22 protein-coding genes are annotated in these 21,044 nt (G+C 31.3%); 11 read left to right on the forward strand and 11 right to left on the reverse strand.

Annotated features, from left to right (window positions below; translation table 11 throughout):
- Window positions 1–88: 88 nt before the first annotated feature.
- From WA327_RS08140 to WA327_RS08150, 3 genes are all read left to right on the forward strand, one after another.
- Window positions 89–964 (forward strand): permease-like cell division protein FtsX, encoded by an 876-nt coding sequence (locus tag WA327_RS08140; RefSeq protein WP_336068462.1) that lies wholly within the window; start codon window positions 89–91, stop codon window positions 962–964.
- A gap of 139 nt (window positions 965–1,103) precedes the next feature.
- Complete coding sequence (locus WA327_RS08145) at window positions 1,104–1,247, forward strand: hypothetical protein (protein ID WP_155912670.1); 144 nt, start codon at window positions 1,104–1,106, stop codon at window positions 1,245–1,247.
- A 40-nt stretch (window positions 1,248–1,287) separates the two neighbouring features.
- The gene (locus WA327_RS08150; RefSeq protein ID WP_027880868.1) at window positions 1,288–1,545 is read left to right on the forward strand and encodes a DUF3098 domain-containing protein; all 258 of its coding nucleotides are present in this window, start codon (window positions 1,288–1,290) and stop codon (window positions 1,543–1,545) included.
- Between the two features lie 8 nt (window positions 1,546–1,553).
- Here WA327_RS08150 and WA327_RS08155 read toward each other — a convergent pair whose 3' ends face one another.
- From WA327_RS08155 to WA327_RS08170, 4 genes are all read right to left on the reverse strand, one after another.
- On the reverse strand, window positions 1,554–2,678 hold the full coding sequence (locus WA327_RS08155) for a glycerate kinase (RefSeq protein ID WP_336068465.1): 1,125 nt from the start codon (window positions 2,676–2,678) through the stop codon (window positions 1,554–1,556).
- 3 nt (window positions 2,679–2,681) lie between these two features.
- On the reverse strand, window positions 2,682–4,388 hold the full coding sequence (locus WA327_RS08160; RefSeq protein WP_336068467.1) for a sodium:solute symporter family transporter: 1,707 nt from the start codon (window positions 4,386–4,388) through the stop codon (window positions 2,682–2,684).
- An 11-nt stretch (window positions 4,389–4,399) separates the two neighbouring features.
- Window positions 4,400–5,710, reverse strand: a complete 1,311-nt coding sequence (locus WA327_RS08165) for an MGH1-like glycoside hydrolase domain-containing protein (protein WP_336068470.1) — start codon at window positions 5,708–5,710, stop codon at window positions 4,400–4,402.
- Window positions 5,711–5,794: 84 nt separating this feature from the next.
- Entirely contained in the window at window positions 5,795–8,461 is a 2,667-nt protein-coding gene (locus WA327_RS08170) for a TonB-dependent receptor domain-containing protein (RefSeq protein ID WP_336068473.1), read from the reverse strand.
- Window positions 8,462–8,575: 114 nt separating this feature from the next.
- On the opposite strand from WA327_RS08170, the gene WA327_RS08175 reads away from it, so the two are divergent.
- The 4 genes from WA327_RS08175 to WA327_RS08190 all read left to right on the forward strand — a co-directional run bounded on the left by WA327_RS08175 (window position 8,576) and on the right by WA327_RS08190 (window position 11,921).
- Window positions 8,576–9,598, forward strand: a complete 1,023-nt coding sequence (locus WA327_RS08175) for a LacI family DNA-binding transcriptional regulator (RefSeq protein WP_336068476.1) — start codon at window positions 8,576–8,578, stop codon at window positions 9,596–9,598.
- A 38-nt stretch (window positions 9,599–9,636) separates the two neighbouring features.
- Window positions 9,637–10,431: an undecaprenyl-diphosphate phosphatase gene (locus WA327_RS08180; protein ID WP_336068478.1), complete on the forward strand. Its 795-nt coding sequence runs from the start codon at window positions 9,637–9,639 to the stop codon at window positions 10,429–10,431.
- 4 nt (window positions 10,432–10,435) lie between these two features.
- The gene (gene truB / locus WA327_RS08185; RefSeq protein WP_336068480.1) at window positions 10,436–11,131 is read left to right on the forward strand and encodes a tRNA pseudouridine(55) synthase TruB; all 696 of its coding nucleotides are present in this window, start codon (window positions 10,436–10,438) and stop codon (window positions 11,129–11,131) included.
- A 73-nt stretch (window positions 11,132–11,204) separates the two neighbouring features.
- Window positions 11,205–11,921 carry a TonB family protein gene (locus tag WA327_RS08190; RefSeq protein ID WP_336068484.1) on the forward strand — a complete coding sequence of 239 codons (717 nt, stop codon included), beginning with the start codon at window positions 11,205–11,207 and terminating at the stop codon, window positions 11,919–11,921.
- Window positions 11,922–11,972: 51 nt separating this feature from the next.
- Here WA327_RS08190 and WA327_RS08195 read toward each other — a convergent pair whose 3' ends face one another.
- A complete protein-coding gene (locus WA327_RS08195; RefSeq protein WP_336068486.1) occupies window positions 11,973–12,590 on the reverse strand; it encodes a thioredoxin family protein in 618 nt (205 codons plus the stop codon).
- A 77-nt stretch (window positions 12,591–12,667) separates the two neighbouring features.
- On the opposite strand from WA327_RS08195, the gene WA327_RS08200 reads away from it, so the two are divergent.
- Window positions 12,668–13,231, forward strand: a complete 564-nt coding sequence (locus tag WA327_RS08200) for a DNA-3-methyladenine glycosylase I (RefSeq protein WP_336068489.1) — start codon at window positions 12,668–12,670, stop codon at window positions 13,229–13,231.
- 9 nt (window positions 13,232–13,240) lie between these two features.
- On the opposite strand, the gene aat is transcribed toward WA327_RS08200, so the two are convergent.
- From aat to WA327_RS08215, 3 genes are all read right to left on the reverse strand, one after another.
- Entirely contained in the window at window positions 13,241–13,867 is a 627-nt protein-coding gene (gene aat / locus WA327_RS08205; protein ID WP_336068492.1) for a leucyl/phenylalanyl-tRNA--protein transferase, read from the reverse strand.
- A gap of 269 nt (window positions 13,868–14,136) precedes the next feature.
- Window positions 14,137–14,511, reverse strand: coding sequence for a DUF3127 domain-containing protein (locus tag WA327_RS08210; protein WP_336068494.1), 375 nt, complete (start codon window positions 14,509–14,511; stop codon window positions 14,137–14,139).
- Window positions 14,512–14,556: 45 nt separating this feature from the next.
- The gene (locus WA327_RS08215; RefSeq protein WP_336068496.1) at window positions 14,557–15,411 is read right to left on the reverse strand and encodes a flavin reductase family protein; all 855 of its coding nucleotides are present in this window, start codon (window positions 15,409–15,411) and stop codon (window positions 14,557–14,559) included.
- Between the two features lie 121 nt (window positions 15,412–15,532).
- Between WA327_RS08215 and WA327_RS08220 the strand changes: the two genes are divergently transcribed.
- A complete protein-coding gene (locus WA327_RS08220) occupies window positions 15,533–16,717 on the forward strand; it encodes a HAMP domain-containing sensor histidine kinase (protein WP_336068498.1) in 1,185 nt (394 codons plus the stop codon).
- Between the two features lie 2 nt (window positions 16,718–16,719).
- On the forward strand, window positions 16,720–17,070 hold the full coding sequence (locus WA327_RS08225) for a hypothetical protein (protein ID WP_336068500.1): 351 nt from the start codon (window positions 16,720–16,722) through the stop codon (window positions 17,068–17,070).
- Here the strand turns inward: WA327_RS08225 and WA327_RS08230 are convergent.
- Window positions 17,061–17,450: an HIT family protein gene (locus tag WA327_RS08230; RefSeq protein ID WP_336068502.1), complete on the reverse strand. Its 390-nt coding sequence runs from the start codon at window positions 17,448–17,450 to the stop codon at window positions 17,061–17,063. The genes WA327_RS08225 and WA327_RS08230 overlap by 10 nt on opposite strands.
- A 113-nt stretch (window positions 17,451–17,563) precedes the next feature.
- Window positions 17,564–18,037 (reverse strand): transcription elongation factor GreA, encoded by a 474-nt coding sequence (gene greA / locus WA327_RS08235; protein WP_336068505.1) that lies wholly within the window; start codon window positions 18,035–18,037, stop codon window positions 17,564–17,566.
- Window positions 18,038–18,196: 159 nt separating this feature from the next.
- On the opposite strand from greA, the gene WA327_RS08240 reads away from it, so the two are divergent.
- On the forward strand, window positions 18,197–18,640 hold the full coding sequence (locus WA327_RS08240) for a hypothetical protein (RefSeq protein ID WP_336068507.1): 444 nt from the start codon (window positions 18,197–18,199) through the stop codon (window positions 18,638–18,640).
- Between the two features lie 65 nt (window positions 18,641–18,705).
- Here WA327_RS08240 and WA327_RS08245 read toward each other — a convergent pair whose 3' ends face one another.
- On the reverse strand, window positions 18,706–20,835 hold the full coding sequence (locus WA327_RS08245; RefSeq protein ID WP_336068508.1) for a TonB-dependent receptor domain-containing protein: 2,130 nt from the start codon (window positions 20,833–20,835) through the stop codon (window positions 18,706–18,708).
- Window positions 20,836–21,044 lie beyond the last annotated feature (209 nt).

The following is a 21,044-nucleotide window of genomic DNA, read 5'->3' on the forward strand; positions in this document are numbered from 1 at the left end:
TATTATAACAATGTTGAAAGTTTAAACGTTGTAAACATTAAGCAATCCAAAATATTTATATTTTTACGGTATAATCTAACATCGTTTTATGAGTTCATCTTTTGACAGATATCAAAAAAGACGTTTAATTTCGTCTTACTTTTCAGTTGTAATTAGCATCGCTTTAGTACTTTTTCTATTAGGAATTGTTGGCTTTTTATTGCTTAACGCGAAAAAAGTAACCGATTTTATGAAAGAAAACGTAAACGTAACAGTGTATTTAAAAGACACTGCTAAGGATGTTGAAATAAAACAACTTGAAAAAAGTCTAGCGCTTGCAGACTATGTAAAAACAACCGATTTTGTATCTAAAGACGACGCTGCAGAAGCAATGAAATCTGAATTTGGTGACGATTTTATGGATCTAGTTGGTTATAATCCTTTACAAAATAGTATTGATGTAAAGTTGAAAGCCGATTTTTTAACTAACGAAAAGTTAGAAGAATTAACTGCTTTAGCACAAGAAAAAAGCTTTGTAGACGAAGTTAAATACGACGAAAGTCTTGTTGAGCTTATTAATAGCAACGTTAAAAAAATAAGCTTTTGGGTATTATTACTTAGTGCTATCTTCACTTTAATTGCTGTACTTTTAATTAACAGTTCTATTAGATTATCTGTTTACTCTAAACGATTTACCATTAAAACTATGCAAATGGTTGGCGCTACAAAAAGCTTTATACGCAGACCTTTTGTTTGGAAAAGCATAAAACTAGGTATTCTTGGTGCTGTTGTAGCATTAATAGGACTTGGTTTTGTAGTGTATTACGTAGATAAAATGTTTCCAGAATTAGCACTTAGACAAAGTTTAATATTAATTGGCGGTTTATTTTTAGCCGTTTTCTTATTAGGGATTATTATCACTTGGATAAGTACACATTTTGCTACACAGCGTTTTTTAAACTTAAAAACAGACCAGTTGTATTAAATAACTTTAACACCTTTTAACGTTAGCGTTAACAATACTTCACACTTTAGCACGTTATATTTACTTAACCAAAAAAATTAAGTGCGACTGACCAAACCATTACTTTAAAAAGTTTAATTAATCCCTAAAATTAACGGTTATGAAAAGAGTAACGTTTGTATTGATAGGTCTTATAGCAATTGTAATTTACATTGCCAAAGCAAAACCAGAAGCTAATAATAAAGTAGCACAAGTAGAAAAGGTAAGTCCAAAAAAACATACCATTAAACATATATATGATTAATTTAAAAAGTTTAAATTTGTCTTATAAATAATAAATCATCGTGGGCGAAAGTAAAAACAAGAACAAAAACAATCTTAAAACCGAATTGGTTTTTAAAAAGCACAATTATAAGTTTATGTTCATAGGTCTTGCTCTTATGGCGCTTGGATTTATACTTATGTCTGGCGGTGGAAGTGATGACCCTAATGTGTTTAACCCAGAAATTTTTAGTTGGAGACGCATTAGACTAGCACCAACATTGGTTATTATTGGTCTTGGCGTACAGGTTTATGCAATACTATCTAAGCCTAAAAATTAATCTACCCTTTATAATTTTGATTTAAGTATAAAATCTTTAGTGATTTGATTTAAATAAGTCTCTGTATTTGCTAAAGCATCTTCAAAGTTTTTTGCTTTATCCATAATGGATGCGCTGTATTGTATGCCTATTTTTTGAAGTGCCTCTTGACTTAAATCTACACTACCACAAAATGTTGCAACTTTAATCCCTTGTGGTTTTGCAGATTTTAAGATACCATCTATTGCTTTACCTGAAAGTGTTTGACTATCTAGCTTGCCTTCACCTGTGATAATCCAATCTGCGTTATCTATTTTTGCATCAAAATTAGCTATCCGTTTTACTAATTCTATTCCTGGTGATAGTGTTCCGCTTAAAAAAGTAATACAACCTGCACCCATTCCGCCAGCTGCTCCTGCTCCAGCAATGTCTTGAATATTTGTATTGAAATGACCATCTAAAACTTTTGAAAAACTTTGAAGACCTTGATCTAAATATTCAATATCACTTTTTGAAGCACCTTTTTGTTTTGCGTAGACATGTGCTGCACCATTTGTACCAAAAAGTGGATTAGTGACATCACAAGCAATTTGAATGTTAACCGTTTTTAATTGTGCATCAACATGCGTATCATCAATAGATTTAATATTAATTAGCTCGCTACCAATTGGCTTCACTTGGTTATTAGTTTTATCTAAAAAACGATATCCTAAAGCGGTTGCCATACCAATACCGCAATCGTTTGTAGCACTTCCACCAATTCCTAAAATGATGTGTTTTGCACCTTTATTAATCGCATCGAGAATTAATTGTCCTGTACCAAAAGTTGTGGTATTCATACAATTTTGCTCTTTCGGTTTTAAAAGCTTTAAACCTGATGCTTCAGCCATTTCTATAAAAGCTGTTTTAGACTCTTCGGCGTATAGATAGTTTGCCTTTATCTTATTAAATAACGGATTATTAACTTCAACTTCTATGTTGTTTCCATTAAGGTAATAATTAACAACTTCGATAGTACCATCTCCTCCATCTGCTAACGGTACATTAATGACCTCTGCATTGTCGGTTTTCTTTAAAATTGGCGCTACGATGTTACAAAACTCTAAGCCTGATAATGAGCCTTTATACTTGTCTGGTGCTAATACAATTTTCATTTTTTAGCTTAATATATTAGGTAAAAATGAACTTATTATAAGTATAAAAATAAAGAATGAAATTAGTATAATACTTTCCTTTTTAAATAGATCTTTAAAGCTAACTTTATAGTCTATATCTATTTGTTTTGCAGGTACTTTATGGGTTAATTTACTTACTAAAATTGCAACTAAAATTGCAATTATAAATCCTGTAAGATTATACCAAATCCAAAAAATATCTGGCACATTCTTATATCCTAAATCTGCTAATGCTAAATGAATAGAATCTTGACCCGAATAAAACTGACCTTGTGTAAAAAAGTAGACTAACTCTGGTAAGTATTTAAAAATAAGATTTACTGCTACCGATGTTATAATGGCAGCATTCATACCAATATGATTAACTTTTTTTAAGAATATTGCAATAACAAAAGCAGCTAATATTGGTCCATAAAACAAGGATGTAATAGCATTAATAAGCTCTATAACTGTGCTTTGGCTATTACCAAAAAGATATGCTGCAAGTATACAAACTACACCCCAAAAAACAACAAGTCCTTTAGATAACACCATATAGCGTTTTTCGGACAGCTTGTTTTTTCCGCTATTAAAAAAATCTTCGATAGTTACAGCACTTAACGAATTAATTGTAGAACTTAACGAAGACATTGCTGCAGATAAGATACCAACCATTAAAATACCGATTAGTCCGTTTGGCAAATATTTGGTAATAAATACAGGCATCATTAAATCTGGTTTTATACCAGAAGCTGCGTATTCTGCAGGATAATGTACACGCGTTGTTTCTTGTATGCTTTGGTAAAACTCTGGGATATTACTTACTAAATAACCAATAATTAATCCCATAATACAGTATACTAATACTACGGGAAATCTTAGCAGTCCATTAGCCATTAAAAGTTTTCTAATTGTACCTTCATCTTTTGCAGATAATAAGCGTTGTGCTTGGGTTTGATCTGTACCGTAGTACGATAAATACAAAAACAAACCACCTAAAAGCATTGGCCAAAAGCCATATTCTTCACCTTGGAAAATTCCTAAATTAGACAGGTCTATCACCTGTAATCTTTCGGAATTAAAGCCTGTAAATGTTCCGGTATCTTCCATTAAAGAATAACCAACAATAAGGCAAATTATTAATCCTGAAAACAGAATTATCATTTGTATTGCGTCGCCCCAAACAACAGCTTTCATACCACCTTGATACGAATAGATAAGTGTTACAATACTTATAATAATTAACGTCCAATGAAAACTTATACCTACTACAGCTTGTATAATTAACGCCATAGTAAATACCATTACACCTGTTCCTAAAGCTCTACTAATTTGAAAAACAACACTAATTAATTTTCGAGTTGATTTAGAAAAGCGACGTTCTAAATATTCATAAATACTAACAATACCAGATTTGTATAAAGGTGGAATTATGAAAAACATTATACCAATCATAGCTAGAGGAACACCAAACTCAAAGGTTAGCCATTTTAATCCTCCGTTAGCTTTTAAACCAACAAAAGCTGGTGCTGAAATAAAGCTAATGGCAGATAATTGGGTTGCCATAGTTGATAAACTTAGCGGAAACCAACCTAAGCTTTTTCCTCCTAAAAAATAATCTTTAGAATCTTTATTTTCTTTGAAGAAATAGCCCATAGCCACAAAACCTATGAGGTAAACAATTATAATGGTGTAATCTAGCCAATTCATTTAGTTGCTTTTTAGTCTTTTAATAAATCTAGTAATAATGCTGCACTCCAAGAAAAGTTATTTCCTCCGTAACCAGCATTTTCTGTTACAGATTTTCTAGAATCTAAATATTCGTAGAAACCATATTTTTCGATTAGCGTTATAGAATCTTCTTTTACACGATTAGCAATATCTGTAAACCCATAATTATTTAGTCCGTTATAAAGCATCCAATTAAGGTTTATCCAAATTGGTCCACGCCAATATTTTTTAGGGTTAAATCTATCACTTTCTGGATCGAAAGATGCACAAAGATAACGGTCTTCTCCTCCAAATTTTTCAATTAGCGTTTTTACCATTACCTCAGCGTGTTCTTTTGTTGGTATATTAGAAAATAAAGGTGCAAAAGATGAAGACGAAAGATGTTCTATCTGCTTTTCATTTCTTAAATCGTAGTGTACGTAACCTCCTAATTTTTCGTTATAAAGCTTTTCGTTAAATCTTGTTATTGCCTTTTCTTGCCAAGCTTTTAATGTACTTATTTTATCTTCGGAATCGCCAATCATTTCATACAACTCAATTAATGCTTCGTTAGATTTAATAAGCATAGCATTAAATAATGGGTCTTGTACTAAGAATGGTGATAATTCTGCAATTTTTGCATCATCGTAATTATGCGCTTTTGCAATTTCAATTAAATGAAGATAGTAATCATACTCTCTATTTGTTGGTCTTTGTGCTGCATCGACGTGAGTGGTATCTCGTCTTTCAAACTTATAGTTTGGCGGATCCATAGTCTCCCAAATATCGTCCCAAATTGGTGAATTATCTGTACCAGATTCCCAATTATGGTATATGAAGACTAAACCTTCTTGATTTGGGTCTCTGTGATTGTAAAAATGTTGATGGTTAAAGAAAACTTTGTCTATGTTTTGCTTAATAAAATTTAGCATATCCTCTTTATCATCTACAATATCATAAATTTCTTTAAGTACAAACCCTAGTACTGGCGGTTGTGTCATACCAGTTGTTCTATGACTTTTTGATGCTAATGGATGAAGTTTTGATAAGTGAAAATCTGGACCTGGAAAATAGGTATCACTATCATTATGAAATACAATATGAGGGATAAATCCGTTTTCCCATTGTGCACTTAATAACGCTTCTATTTCTCGTTTTGCTTTATTGCTATCGTAATGGGCAAATCCGATAGCTATGAAGCCTGAATCCCAATTCCATTGAAAAGGATATAAACCTTCACAAGGAATTGTAAAACCTTTATCTTCATTAAAATTAGCTTCAAGAATATGTTTTGCTTTTTCTTTTAGGTTTTCTTTACTCATAGTTTGTTTTGATATAAAAATTGTAAAAAAAGCATCGGCATTACGATAAATAATACCAATGCTTTAAGACATAATTAAATAATTTTAGAAATTAAATGTAGTGGTAATAAATAATCGTCTTGGTAATATTGGTCTTCCGTAAAAGAAGTCACCATCTGCAGATTGTCCTGCAATACCAGCTCTTGGATTTCCTTCTGTAAGTCCAGAACTATCAAATAAGTTAAATACAGAGAATCCTACTCTTAAATTACTATTGTCTTTAGTTTTAAAAGTATATCCTGCACCTAATCTTGCTATAGTGATTGCGTCTAACTCTACGTTATTAGTATCGTCTGTAAATTTTGCACCAGTATGGTTAAGAGAAAATAAAGCGTCAAATTGGCTATTGTCATAATTTAGAGCAAACGACCCTAAAAAGTTAGGTTGCCTTCCTATTTCATTTCCTTCGTTAATTGTAGTGATGCCTCCATTAACTAAATCTTCTGTTTGATTTGTTGTAATTTCATGATTTTGATACGTTAATGTTGCTGATGCTGTAAATGCATCTGTTATTTTATAGTTACCTGTTGCTTCTAGTCCTAATGTTTTTGTAGATTGTTCGCTACGACCTTGGTCTACTAACTCTCCGTTAACAATTGCTTGATCAATTCTAATACGATCACTTAACCCTACGTAATAAGCTGCAGCAGAACCTGAGAACTTAGATGTACCAAATTTTGCTCCTATTTCTCCTTGTAAAATTGTTTCAGCGTCATAATTTGTGTCTCTAATTCCTGGCGTTGGTGCAAAACCACGTTGTTGTGGGAAAAAGAATCCTCTTGAGAAGTTAGCATATAAATTTGTAGACGCTGTTAGCTTATATAAACCTGCAAGTGATACAGCCCAATCTGTTGCTTCAATTTCACCTGTTGTAAATGTACCGTCTGTATATCTTACGTTTTGAAGATCTGAAGTTAAATTAGCATCATCATAAACTTGGCTTTCTGCTAAGTTTCCTCTTCTAAATGTTCCTTTTGTAGATTCTATTCTAAAACCAACATCAAAACGCCATTTATCTAAAACCATCTCGTCAGTAATATAAAATGCTGTTCTACTTTGGTTTAAAAAGTTATTAGTTGTCATACCTATTCTGTTATATAAACCTCCTTGAGAGTAAATAACATTATCTCCACCAGCATTTGTATAACTTAAGTTTATAAGACGTGGATTATTATTAAATTCTGAAAGCACTCTATATTGATAATTAACATCTTCTGCTTCTGTACGTGCCAAGAATGTACCCGCTGTATAAGTATGTATACCGTTTTCTGATTTAAAAACTAAATTAGCCTCTCCAGAATAGTCTGTCATTGGTCTTAATCTATCAATGTGTAAATTTTCAATTACTAAATCATTACCATTAATTTGTTGTCCTGATCCACCTAAATAATTTGCAGTATAATCTATGTTATTTGGTGCTACAGCAGTTACATAATCTGATAAAGTAATAGGATTACCATAATTACCGTCACCTCCAACATATAAAGCAAAATTGTGTTGATAGTTAGCATATTTTACTTTAGACTTAAATTTTAAATTATCTGTTAAATCGTAATTAAAGTCTGCTAAAATATATCCTCCTTTAGTGTAAACACCATCTCCTATAGGGCTGTCATAATTTCCGCCAGGTGTTAAAAAAGATGTGTTAGCCAATTCTCCTGTTAATAAAGATTGTACCTCATCACCATCATTACCATTTAATCGCTCTCTTGATCCTCCTTGAAGAGGTAAAGGCATAAAAAATTGTGCGCGGTCATTTATAAACTGACCATGTACTGTAAAAAATCCTTTATCAAATTTTTGTTTAATATTAGCTCTTAATTGAAATCCTCTAGTATCTAATCCTGTATCTATAGGACCTTCGTCTTTTCTAACAAAACCAGTTACTGCGTAGTAAGTATTCGAGTCTTCTCCTCCTAATTGTCCTCCTGAGTAGAATTCAGTTTTTAATCTTCCATCTGTACCATACTCTAAATTAAGGATATTTTCATCATTAGAATCTCCTGTTTTACTAGTGTAATTAATAATACCTGCTACAGAACCAGCACCGTATAAAACTGCTGCTCCACCTCTAACAAATTCTACACCTTTAAATCCTAAATCTGGTCTTGCATACACATCATGAGCAGAAGAGTTAAGACCAAACGTACTCATTAATGGCATACCATCGTATTGTAATGGATTAAATACGTATTGCCCACCAGAAGGTAAACCTCTTACAAAAAGGTTAGTAGCTGTTTCTCCTCCACCACCTTCTGCAGTAATACCAGGAATACTACGTAAAACATCTGCCTGGCTATTTGCAGATAACTTTGTAATGTCTTTTTGTTTAACAGAACTTATAGACATTGGTGTCTCTTTTTGAGATCTAAAAGTAGAAGACGCTGTAAGCACAACTGTTTCTAATGCATTTTCTCCTTCTTGTAAAACAACGTTAATATTCACTTCACTGTTATTACAATCAATACTTTGTTCGAAAGTATCAAAACCAACGTAAGACACTTGTAAAGTCTGTTGACCTGTCAAACTTGTAGTAAACGTAAAATTACCCTCAAAATCTGTAACAGCTCCAAAGTCACTATTCTTAATAATAATATTAGCTCCCATTATAGGCGTATTATTTGCATCTGAAACTTTTCCTTTAATGACAGTCTGAGAAAAGGCAGAAATAATACTAATCATCATTAAAGATGTAAGTAAAAATTTTTTCATGTTATATATATTTTGTGTTAGTGAGGCTAAAATATTATCAAATAGTTAAATTTTTATCAAAAAAATTAATAGATTCGCACGCAAACGATTGCGGTAACGATTGCATCAATAAACATGAAAAAAAAGATAATAACCTTAAAAGACCTAGCTAAACGTCTAAATATTTCTCCATCTACAGCTTCTAGAGCTTTAAATGATCATCCAGATATAAGTATAGAAACTAAACAAAAGGTAAAAGACCTTGCAAGAAATTTAAATTATGTTCCCAATCTATTTGCTAAAGGATTTAGATCTCATAGAAGTAACATTTTAGGGGTAATTGTACCTAATATTACTCATTATTTTACGACTACTTTAATTAGAGGAATCTTAGAAGAAGCAAATCTTCAAGGTTATAAAGTCATTATATCAGAATCTAATAATGATGTAAAAAAGCAAACCGAAATGCTAAATACTATGTTACAATTTGGTGTTGACGGCGTACTAATGTCTATCTCTAAGATGACAAAAGATGTTGATGATATTCTTAAAGTATTAAATACTGTACCTCTTATTTTATTTGACAAAGCCTCTAACAAAATACCATGTACACAAGTAGTTATTAATGAAGAAGAAGCTGCTTTTAATGCAGTTGAGCATTTAATTAACATTGGAAAAAAAAGAATTGCAATTATTAAAGAAACAGAATATTCTTTTACTTCTGAAAAAAGGTATCATGGTTATTTAAGAGCTTTAAAAGAAAATAATATTCCATTAGATAGTAAAATAGTTTTAAGTGTAGAAGACATTTCTATGCATCAGGGAAAGAGAATGACCAATATATTACTATCCTTAAAAGAAAAACCAGATGCAATTTTTGCTATAACGGATAGTGCCGCTATTGGAGTAATTAAAACTTTAAAAAAACTTAGTATAAAAATTCCAGAAGATATAGCTGTAGTAGGATTTAGTAATTCTACAAACTCACAGATAATAGAGCCTAAATTAACAACAATAGACCAACCTGGACAAAAAATAGGGTCTACAGCAGTAAAACAAATAATTGAAGAAATAAACAGCACTAATCAAATTAACGTCAATAAAACTATAGAAATAAAAACAAACTTGATTATTAGAGATTCTAGCTTCAAAATTTAAAAAACAAATGTTTACTTTTGGCCAATTAATTTATTTAAATGGAGGTTTTAGATTCTATTTTATTGGGAATTATACAAGGTTTAACCGAGTTTTTACCTGTATCTTCAAGTGGTCACCTAGAGTTAGGCAAAGCTATTTTAGGCGATAGTAGCGTACCTGAAGAAAGCTTATTATTTACCGTTGTACTTCATTTTGCTACAGCTTTAAGCACTATTGTTGTCTTTAGAAAAGATATTTGGTCACTTTTAAAAGGTATTTTAAAATTTGAATGGAACGAAGATTTAAAATTTGCTTCAAAAATTGCAATATCTATGATTCCTGCGGTGATTGTAGGCTTATTTTTTGAAGAGCAATTAGAGCAACTTTTTGGAGGAAACATCTTATTAGTTGGCTTTATGTTATTAATTACAGCTATCCTTTTATTTTTTGCAGATAAAGCCAAAAACACCAATAAAAATGTATCATTTAGTAATGCGTTTATAATTGGCGTTTCTCAAGCTATTGCTATGTTACCTGGTATTTCAAGAAGTGGCGCAACAATTTCTACATCTGTATTGTTGGGTAATGACAAAACTAAAGCAGCACGGTTTTCGTTTTTAATGGTTGTTCCATTAATCTTCGGTAAAATTGCTAAAGATATTTTAAGTGGAGATTTAAGTTTAGAATCTCAAAATTTTACAGCATTATCTATTGGTTTTATAGCTGCGTTTATTTCTGGTCTTTTTGCTTGTACTTGGATGATAAGTTTAGTTAAAAAAAGTAAACTGACGTACTTTGCTATTTACTGTGCTATTGTTGGGTTAATTGCAGTAATATATTCAATTTTAAATTAAAAAAATGACTGGAGAAGACTACAAATCAGGACAAGTTTTATTAATAGACAAGCCTTTAAACTGGACGTCTTTTCAGGTAGTCAATAAGCTACGTTGGGAAATCAGACAAGCCTTTAACATAAAAAAAATTAAAGTTGGTCACGCTGGTACTTTAGATCCATTAGCTACTGGATTATTAGTAATTTGTACAGGAAAAATGACCAAACAAATCAACACCTTTCAAGGTCAAATTAAAGAATATACAGGCACTTTTGTTTTAGGAAGCACAACACCTTCTTTTGATTTAGAAACCGAAATTGAAAACACCTATCCAACCGATCATATCACAGAAGATTTAATACACCAATCAACCAAACAATTTATTGGCGAAATTGATCAATATCCACCTGTATTTTCAGCCATCAAAAAAGACGGAAAGCGTCTTTATGAATTTGCTCGTGCTGGAGAAGACGTAGAAATTAAACCCAGAAAAGTTACTATTGAAGCTTTTGAAATTACTAAAATAGACGGTTTAAACTTAGAGTTTAAAGTAGTTTGCAGTAAAGGTACTTACATAAGATCTTTAGCAAATGATTTTGGAAAAGCTTTAAATTCTGGTGCTCATCTTTCTGTTTTACGTCGCACAAGAATTGGCGAATTTGAAGTGAAAAATGCACTTTCTATCGAAGATTTTATTAAAAATTTGCCAAAAAAGGACTAAAAAACGTCTTTTCAACGTTTAGCTGCGTATATAAATTACTAACAAATTAAGCTTAATTTATTAATTCGTTTGCATGGCGTTTAGCAATTCACATAAGGCATTAGCTATAACATTTTTAATTGTTGGCATATTGGTGCTTTCAGTTTTTAATGCCACTATATTTAAGTTAGATCATGCTCAAGCCGAAACATTTTATGAGGTAGAAACTGTAGAAGATTTAAAAGAAGAAACACCTGAAATAGAAGCACAAAACAAAAATTCAAACGCTACTAATAAAGCATTTAATACAACCGAAAACTACAAACATTACGCACAAGCTTATAAACCTATTGCACCTCCAAAAGATTACACAAATCCAAAATTAGAAACCTATAAAAACAACGTTATCAAAGAAACTTCAGCATCTAAAAGCAGTGGTAATTCTTCAATTTCTGAAGAAACTATGACCAGTTTTAATAGTGTTAACAGTGTACTTTCTAAACGAAGTCAAAATCAAAGCGCAGCACAAAGCAATGTTGCAAACACCAACAGTAATGTGTACTATTCTTTAAAAGGTCGTATTGATCAACATTTACCAATTCCTATTTATTTATGTGATGCTAGAGGAAAAATAGTAGTGAATATTACAGTGAATCAAAACGGAAACGTGGTAAAAGTCAGCATTAATTCTGCATCAACTTCTAACAACGCTTGCTTAGAAGATTATGCTTTAAAGTATGCAAAAGAAGCCAGATTTGACACTGCTAATAAAACCTCTCAAATTGGTACGATTACTTTTGAATTTCAATAAAATGTTCTCGATACAATTTTTCATACCTCAAAATCACTCGAACTGACGTTATTAATTGATTAATTCTAACAAGTCATTAATCACATTTTGACCTTTATCTTTATTATACCAACGTTGTAAATCTTCTTTAAATTCGGCAGTTAACGTACCGTTTTTCTTTTTAAAATCATTAACCAGCTTGGTAGCTTCTGTTGGTCTTGGACCATAACTATTTAAAACTGTTTTTGTTGTATTATCAAACTGAATAAGTTTAGGTATTGATTTACCACCATTGGTTAAGAACAAATCCATTAATTGCTCATTTTCATCACGCATAACTAATTGCAAATTAATACCAGTATTTAACTCGGCAACCTTATTAATTACAGGTATTACATGTGCTGCATCGCCGCACCAACTTTCGGTAAGAACAATCCATGTTTGATTTACTGTTGCATTTTTAATAGCATCTATATCTTCATCACTAATTTTAACCGTTTTATTCCATCTTTTCATGCGTCTATCGTTAAGCTTGGTATAATTGGCTAAAGCTTCGGTTTTTTCATTTCCTGTATTAGAGTTTTCTGTCGCTAAATGATTAACTACTTCACAATATTGATTATAAGTCATACTGTGTTTTAAACTCTCTTTTATAATGTCTATTTGTTGCAAAGTATATGTTGTTTCCATAGTGTAAAAATACTGGATAAGTTAGGATAAATAGGTAACTGTTGTTACATTAGTAGTATATTTTTTAAAACCTTACAATGACAAAACATAGATGCGGTTGGTGCGTTGGCGATGCACTTTACGAAGCTTATCATGACCAAGAATGGGGAAAACCTGTTTATGATGACGATACCATTTTTGAGTTTTTAATTCTTGAAACATTTCAAGCAGGATTAAGCTGGATTACTGTGTTGCGTAAACGCGAAAATTTTAGAGCTGCTTTTGATGATTTTGATTATAAAAAAATAGCCTCTTATGACGAAAAGAAGCTTGAAGAATTAATGCAAAACGAAGGTATTATCCGCAATAAATTAAAAATAAAAGCTACAGTTACTAATGCACAAGCCTTTATGAAAGTGCAAGAAGAGTTTGGAACGTTTAGCAAATACATTTGGGCTTTTGTTGATGGTAAACCCATAAAAAACAAGATTAAAAATTACAAAGAAGCACCAGCAAATACTGCTATAAGTGATGCTTTAAGTAAGGATTTAAAAAAACGCGGATTTAAATTTGTTGGTAGTACAGTTATGTATGCGCATATGCAAGCAACCGGAATGGTTAACGATCATGAGGTTGATTGTTTTAGGTATAATGAAGTGTAGTTAAAATAATTATCCTAAATACTTTAAAAACTCATCTCTAGGTATATCTTCTGCGCCTAAACTTTCTAAGTGATTGGTATAAACTTGACAATCTATTAATTTGTAATTACTGTTTTGAATAAAGGTGATAAAACCTGCTTTACTAGCATTACTAACTTTAGTAAACATACTTTCGCCACAAAACACACCATTATTTAAATCGACGCCATATAAGCCAGCAACTAACTTTTGGTCTTGCCAAACCTCGACAGATTTTGCAAAACCTAGTTGATGTAGTGTATTGTAAGCCTCTACCATTCCGTTAGTAATCCATGTGCTATCTTGACCAGGTCGTTTTGCTTTGGCGCATTCGTTGATTACAGCATTAAAATTTTTATTTACTGTGACTTCAAAATCACAATTACGTAAAACTTGTTTCATACTTTTGGACACTTTTAATTTGGAAGGAAATAGCACAAAACGAGGATCTGGCGACCACCACAAAATGGTATTATCATCTTCAAACCATGGGAAAATTCCGTTTTGGTAAGCAGACAGAAGTCTTTCAGGACTTAAATCGCCACCAAACGCTAAAAGACCATCTTCTGTTGCTTGAGATACTGGTGGAAAAAAGTGATGTTTATTTAAAAATTTCAATGCAATTATTTTTACTTAAAATAAATATTTATCATGAAATTGACAAAACACAAAATTTCGAAAACGTTTTAGTTAATTTATATGCTTTAAATTCAATGATTTATTTTGATATTTTTATTTTAACCATGATATTTATTTAGGTCTAAATTTCTAAGTTAATGTATTCAAAAGTTTAATTATATAAAGACCTAACTAAACCCACTAAAACTTAAAACCCTCAAAACCATTTGGCTTTGAGGGTTTTTATTTTCCGCGAAAGCGAAATATGTTTAAAACGGTAAATCGTCGTGATCTTCTTCGTTTACATCTGTTGCAGGCTCAAAAGCTTGTGCTGGTGGCACTTCTGGCATACCTTGTGGCGCACCTGCCTGAACAGCTTCTATACGCCAACCTTGAATAGAATTGAAATACTTTGTTTCTCCCTGTGGATTAACCCATTCTCTACCACGTAAATTGATGTTTACTTTTACATCTTGACCTACTTGGTAGTTGTTTAATAAATCTGTTTTATCTTGAACAAACTCTATCATGATATGTTGTGGATACTGCTCTTCTGTAGTGACTACTATTTCTCTTTTTCTAAACCCATTACTACCAAAAGTCTGCGTTTCTCCAATTAATTTTACTTTTCCTTGTACTTCCATTTTCTATATAATTATTAAATATTCGTCTAAATTTGTATTGCTATTTTACAATAATAGCATTTTCCAAGCACTTTCTACATCATTATAACTTAAAAAATCATGTGCTTTTTTGTGTTTATCTTCTTGGCTAATTTCGGCTAAATTATGTTCTTCTTTAAACGCTAATATAGCATCTTCTGTTGGTAATGTTTCTACATTTGCTAATAAACCTAAATCATTACCTGTTAATATGTTACTGTTTCTAACATGTTCTGGTAAAGCGTCTACACCAATACCTAATGTACTTAAAGGTTTTGGTATTTCAAAAAAACCAGACTTTGCTCTACTATAAAAACTACCACCTGCTCTTGATACTAAGTCTAATTTTACTTGGTCGATAGCTCCATTTTCATCTAAAACTTCATCGTTAATATGCATTTTAACCACTTCGCATATTATTAAGTTACCTGCGCCACCTTCTGTCCCAAGTTTAACTATATCGTTAATTTTACACTCCATTTGCACAGGACTTTCTGCCACTCTAAAAGGTTTAACAATGTCCGATTTTAGCATGGTTAACCCTGCTTTTTCAAATTCGTTAACACCTTCAGGATATTCTGTACTACTTAATGACATTTGTTGTACAATATCATAATTTACCACATTAATTACGACTTCATTTGTAACTTCTACATTTTCTAAAGTATGTTTTGTGGTATTGCCTCTAACACGTCTTGCAGGAGAAAAAATTAATATTGGTGGATTTGCACTAAAAACGTTAAAAAAACTAAACGGTGATAGGTTGGGTCTTCCATCTTTATCTACTGTACTTGCAAACGCGATTGGTCTTGGTGCCACAGCGCTAAGCAGGTAACTGTGTAGTTTTGGTGTTTCTAAATCCTTTGGCAAAAATGATAACATACTACTTGTTTATTTTGTACAAAAGTACATAATCTGGCACGCAACTAAAAGCAATTTAATAGGTAACTCTCACAATATTATTAACAGAATTGCATTATATTAACAACAAAAATTAACCATCATGTTTTTTACTAAACATCGTCAGCTAGTACGTTGGATTATTATTATTGCGTCTTTTGGAATTATCTCTTTGATTTTATGGAATACATATGTGTTCTTTCAGAAATTTAAAGAAGAAGAACGTCGTAAAATGGAGATTTGGACCTATGCTCAAAGTGATTTTTTAAACAGTTTTACTAATGGGCTAGATGAAGAAGTTAATAATATTACAACTTTTATTCTTACAGATTCTACATCCACAAATCCAAGAATTTTAGTTGATCCTTCTGGAGAGTTTAGCAGTTTTAATAACATAGATACAGTTGGTGTAAAAAACTTAAAAGAATTTTTAGAAAAGAAGCGCATTCAATATAAAAATGAAAACAAACCAATTCCTTTAAAGTATAGAGATAATGATTTAAAAGAAGATGTTTTTATTGGAACTATTTACTACGGAAATTCTCCTTTATTAAACAAGCTTAAATACTATCCACTAGCTCTACTACTAATCATTTTATTGTTTGGTGCAGTAGTTTACTTTTTTTATAAAAGTTCTAAAAATGCAACCGAAAACAAATTATGGTCTGGAATGGCAAAGGAAACGGCACATCAAATTGGTACGCCGCTATCTTCTTTAATTGGTTGGACAGAAATTTTAAAGACCGAAAACACCAATCCAGAATACATTAAAGAGATTGAAAAAGACATAAATAGATTACAAACTATTACCGAACGTTTTAGTAAAATAGGCTCTTTACCAACGTTAGAACAATTAGATATTGTTGAAGAAACTAAAGAAGCTTACGGTTATTTAAAGTCTAGGTCGTCAAAATTGATTAACTTTAGTATTGATGCTCCAGACACACCAATTTATGTAAATTTAAATAGACAGCTATACGGTTGGAGCATTGAAAACTTGGTTAAGAATGCGATAGATGCCATGAAAGGAAAAGGGAATTTGAGAGTTCAAATTACACCACATCAAAAACATGTAGACATTACGGTTAGCGATACTGGTAAAGGCATCTCTAAAAACGAATTTAAAACTATTTTTGAACCAGGTTACACCACAAAAAAACGTGGTTGGGGATTGGGATTATCTTTAACAAAACGAATAGTTGAAGATTTTCATGATGGAAAAATAAAAGTTCAAATGTCTGAAATTGGAGTTGGTACAACCATGTTAATTTCGTTAAAAACGGTTTAATTATGCATAAAAGCTATGTTACTGTAAAGCAAGTAGAATTAAAAAACAACTGTCCAGAATGTTACAGCAATTCTGGATTACAACTTACTTTTAAACAAGAGTTTTTAGAAACAACACTTCACAAAACTTTGACTCAAAAAATAAGTCATAGTCTATATTGTAATACTTGTGAAACTGAAATTTTTCCAATACAATGGACAGATGATATTGAGCGTGTTTACGATTATCAATTAAAAGCTTTTACACCAAAAAAAAGCTACTTAAAACTAAAACCATTGGCGTTGATTTTAATTTTAGTATCTATAGTTTTAATTGCTGCTTTAGTTACGTTTTTAATTAGCTCCTACAGGTAAGATTGTATTGCTTTTGCAGTTGCTTCAAAATCTTCTTTAGTAAGTGTTTCTTTGCTGATAAAGCGAGCGTCTTCCATACTATTTAAAGGAATTAAATGTACATGCACATGTGGCACTTCTAGACCAATTACGCTTACACCAACACGTTTGCATGGTATTGCTTTTTCTATAGCTATAGCTACTTTTCTAGAAAATTGCATTAAGCCAGTATACGTAGCTTCATCTAAATCAAAGATTTTATCAACTTCTTTTTTTGGTATACAAAGTGTATGTCCTTTGGCGTTAGGGTTGATATCTAAAAAGGCGAAAAAATCTTCTGTTTCTGCGATTTTGTAGCAAGGAATTTCACCATTTATAATTTTTGTAAATATTGAAGCCATATTGATTAATTTATGATTTAAATATAAAAAAGATTCCTGCCAAACTGAAAACATTTTTCAGAATAAACAGGAATTTTTATGTTTTTAATTTCCGCGAAAGCGAAATATTATTTTTATCTAGAAATTTCGATAACATCAAATTTCATTACACCACTTGGCACTTGTATTTCGGCAACATCACCAACAGATTTACCAAGCAAACCTTTACCAATTGGACTGTTTACAGAGATTTTTCCAGACGCTAGGTCTGCTTCACCATCTGCAACTAACGTGTAAACCATTTCCATACCATTGGTTTGGTTTTTAATTTTCACTTTAGATAATACTAATGCTTTTGATGTGTCTAATTGAGACTCGTCAATTATTCTGGCATTAGATAAGGTTTCTTCTAATTTAGAAATTTTCATTTCTAATAATCCTTGAGCTTCTTTAGCAGCATCATATTCTGCATTTTCACTTAAATCTCCTTTGTCTCTTGCATCTGCAATTGCTTGTGATGCTTTTGGACGTTCTACATCTTTTAAGTGATTTAGCTCATCTCTTAATTTTTTTAATCCTTCGGCTGTATAATAAGATACTTTACTCATAATTATTTCGTTTTAAATAAAAAGACGCCGAAAAAAATTTCAGCGTAAAACGCAAAAATCTCGCATACACGAGATCTTGTTAAGCAAATATACAAAATATTTATTTTACACTACTTATTGTTGTAAATTTGTACAAAAATCAGACTTATAATTTAGAATATGAAAATCAAGTTATTAACCCTATTATCTTTAGTTATTATTTGTATTTCTTGTCAAAAAAATGATGATGATAACAACAATAATTATATCCCAAATATTGCTTTTGATACGCAAAACTCAATAGATACTTCTTTACCGCAATATAACGACTTACAGTTTGCAGGTAACCACTTAGTTTTAAACGCTTTTGGTTATAATGCTATTGTTATTTATAATGTTGGTAATGGCAATTATGTCTCTTTTGAATTAACAGATCCAAACCATGCGCCTTCTGATTGTTCTAGATTAAGTGTTGAAGGTATTACTGCAACTTGCAATTGTGATGATGGAAACAGCTATAACATAGTTACCGGAGCGCCTTTTGATGGCACTAATGGCAACTTTAGTTTAAAACCTTATTTTGTTGAAGTAAATGGTAGCGTAATACGTGTTTATAACAATTAAAAAAAGTATTTATAAATAAAAAAAGCACCTTTTTTAAGGTGCTTTTTTTTGTAATTAATTACTAATTAAAATTTTAAAGTCATTCCTAACAAAAAGTTTATTGTTGCTTGTGGATAGTATCCTGCATAATCTAAAGTTGTTGTTTGACCAGGTACTGACCAAGTATCATCATATGTACCGTAATATCCATTTGAAACATACTTTTTATTAAACACATTATTTACTAAACCAGAAAAAATTATTGACTTAAATAGTTTATTTGGTTTAATTTGATAATTAACGTTTAAATCATTTACAAAATAACTTTCTAAAATAGAAGCTTCGTTATCTGTGTTACCCATATATTGTTCACCAACATATTTACTTAAAAATGAAATTTGTAAATTTTTATTAGGCATAAAATTAATAGCGTTACCAATAACTAACTCTGGAGAAAAAGAGATATTTGTATTGCCAAGATTTACAAATTCTCCATCTAATGATGTTGTAAAATCTTGATTTTTATTTTGGCTCACTGCTATGTTTAAAGAAGTACTAAACATTTTACTAAAAGCAATATTAGCATCAACTTCTAAGCCTAATCTATAACTTTCTCCACTAGTAGCTCTTATAGGACTACCAACATCATCTAATTCGCCCGTTAGCACTAACTGGTTTTGATAAAACATGTAGTATAAGTTAGTATTTACATTAACTTTATTATTTGCATAACGCCAACCTAACTCTATATCATTTAAAGTCTCATTGTCTGTTACACCAGCTTTAAAGTCGTCACGATTTGGCTCACGATTAGCTCTTGCATAAGATACGTAGTAGCTATTTTTTTCTGAAGATTTATAGGTTAATCCTAATTTAGGATTGAAAAAACTAAAATCTGCATCGGTAACAAATTCATTTAGATCTGAATTTATACCATTGGTTTTATAGCTTACAAAGCGTCCTTGTAAATCTACAAATCCTGTAAATTTAGGTGCTAGTTTAAATGTAGCTTTAGAGAATACACTAAAGTCGTTTTTTGTAGCATCACCATCATAGTAACGATCTCTAATTTGTGTGTTTGGTGCTAAATCGCTTCCCCAAATTACTTCACCAAAATGATCATTTGTAAAACTGCTATATGAGATACCAGAGATAACCTCTAAAGCATCTTTTTTGTAAACTACATTGGCATTAAGTACATAAAAATCGCTATCTAACCAACGACGTACAATAACATCTGAGTCGTCTTCTATTAAATTAGAAAAATCTGCTGCAGCTTCTTCTTCTTTATATTGCTCAAAGTATCCTTTCCCTTTTGTATAGTTTAATCCCAGGTTTGTTGACCAATTATTATTGTAGCGTTGGTTCCAGTGTAATTGATAATGATCTTGCCAGTAATTATCTGTTTCGTTATCATAAGTATATGGATTTTGACGACGATCTTCTTCTAACTCTTCTTTAGTTAAACCGTACCATGCTTGATAAGTTCTTTCTACATTACCAAAAGTTAAGGCTTTAATTAAGGTATTTTCGTCTTTATAAATTCCTTGTAAAAAGTAAGATTTTAAATCGGTAAAAGCTCTATCTATATATCCATCTGAATCTATTTTTGATAACCTTCCTGAGAATTCAAAATGATCATTTAATAATCCTGTACTTAATTTTACTGTATGTTTTCTTGTATTGTAACTACCAAAACTGTTTGATATTTCGGCATAAGCTTCTTCAGAAAACACATCGGTTAACAAGTTTAAACTTGCTCCAAACGCTCCAGAACCATTGGTAGATGTACCAACACCACGTTGTAACTGAATGCTTTCTGTTGATGATGCTATATCACCTAAATTAACCCAAAAAGTACCTTGACTTTCTGGATCATTATAAGGTATCCCGTTAATAGTTACATTAACACGTGTTGCATCTGTACCACGTACTCTAATACCAGTATATCCTATACCTGCTCCAGCATCACTTGTAGTAACAACAGACGGTAAATAATTAAGTAATATAGGTACATCTTGACCCAAGTTACGCTTTTGGATTTCTGCTTTAGAAACATTACTGTGCGTGATTGGCGAGTCTGCATCTACACGTACTGCTTTTACTAAAACTTCGTCTAATTGTTGGGTTTTTGTTGTGTCTTGTTGCTTTTCTTGTTGCGCATTAACACTGACTGATAACACTAAAAGTGTTAAAAAAAGAAATAAATTTTTCATTACGATTATGAAATTTATAATCGAATAAAAAGAGGTAATTATTCTTTACTATTAATAATTAATTTGTTGAATGTTAATCATACGTTTTTACTTGTAAGATTGTCCATTCTTTGTCCCTAAACAGCATTACCTGTTCTAGGTTCGTTGGGTATGATCTCAGCCTGTATGATTTAAGTTTAACTAGTATATCTTAAATCAAAAAAGCACCC

The organism is Mesoflavibacter sp. CH_XMU1404-2, from assembly GCF_037029465.1.
In the GTDB taxonomy this organism is placed as follows: domain Bacteria; phylum Bacteroidota; class Bacteroidia; order Flavobacteriales; family Flavobacteriaceae; genus Mesoflavibacter.

Coding starts and splice junctions, on each gene's coding strand:
- WA327_RS08140 (WP_336068462.1), top strand. CDS start 89: ATGAGTTCATCTTTTGACAGATATCAAAAAAGACGTTTAATTTCGTCT.
- WA327_RS08145 (WP_155912670.1), top strand. CDS start 1,104: ATGAAAAGAGTAACGTTTGTATTGATAGGTCTTATAGCAATTGTAATT.
- WA327_RS08155 (WP_336068465.1), bottom strand. CDS start 2,678: ATGAAAATTGTATTAGCACCAGACAAGTATAAAGGCTCATTATCAGGC.
- WA327_RS08160 (WP_336068467.1), bottom strand. CDS start 4,388: ATGAATTGGCTAGATTACACCATTATAATTGTTTACCTCATAGGTTTT.
- WA327_RS08165 (WP_336068470.1), bottom strand. CDS start 5,710: ATGAGTAAAGAAAACCTAAAAGAAAAAGCAAAACATATTCTTGAAGCT.
- WA327_RS08170 (WP_336068473.1), bottom strand. CDS start 8,461: ATGAAAAAATTTTTACTTACATCTTTAATGATGATTAGTATTATTTCT.
- WA327_RS08175 (WP_336068476.1), top strand. CDS start 8,576: ATGAAAAAAAAGATAATAACCTTAAAAGACCTAGCTAAACGTCTAAAT.
- WA327_RS08180 (WP_336068478.1), top strand. CDS start 9,637: ATGGAGGTTTTAGATTCTATTTTATTGGGAATTATACAAGGTTTAACC.
- truB (WP_336068480.1), top strand. CDS start 10,436: ATGACTGGAGAAGACTACAAATCAGGACAAGTTTTATTAATAGACAAG.
- WA327_RS08190 (WP_336068484.1), top strand. CDS start 11,205: ATGGCGTTTAGCAATTCACATAAGGCATTAGCTATAACATTTTTAATT.
- WA327_RS08195 (WP_336068486.1), bottom strand. CDS start 12,590: ATGGAAACAACATATACTTTGCAACAAATAGACATTATAAAAGAGAGT.
- WA327_RS08200 (WP_336068489.1), top strand. CDS start 12,668: ATGACAAAACATAGATGCGGTTGGTGCGTTGGCGATGCACTTTACGAA.
- WA327_RS08210 (WP_336068494.1), bottom strand. CDS start 14,511: ATGGAAGTACAAGGAAAAGTAAAATTAATTGGAGAAACGCAGACTTTT.
- WA327_RS08215 (WP_336068496.1), bottom strand. CDS start 15,411: ATGTTATCATTTTTGCCAAAGGATTTAGAAACACCAAAACTACACAGT.
- WA327_RS08220 (WP_336068498.1), top strand. CDS start 15,533: ATGTTTTTTACTAAACATCGTCAGCTAGTACGTTGGATTATTATTATT.
- WA327_RS08225 (WP_336068500.1), top strand. CDS start 16,720: ATGCATAAAAGCTATGTTACTGTAAAGCAAGTAGAATTAAAAAACAAC.
- WA327_RS08230 (WP_336068502.1), bottom strand. CDS start 17,450: ATGGCTTCAATATTTACAAAAATTATAAATGGTGAAATTCCTTGCTAC.
- greA (WP_336068505.1), bottom strand. CDS start 18,037: ATGAGTAAAGTATCTTATTATACAGCCGAAGGATTAAAAAAATTAAGA.
- WA327_RS08240 (WP_336068507.1), top strand. CDS start 18,197: ATGAAAATCAAGTTATTAACCCTATTATCTTTAGTTATTATTTGTATT.
- WA327_RS08245 (WP_336068508.1), bottom strand. CDS start 20,835: ATGAAAAATTTATTTCTTTTTTTAACACTTTTAGTGTTATCAGTCAGT.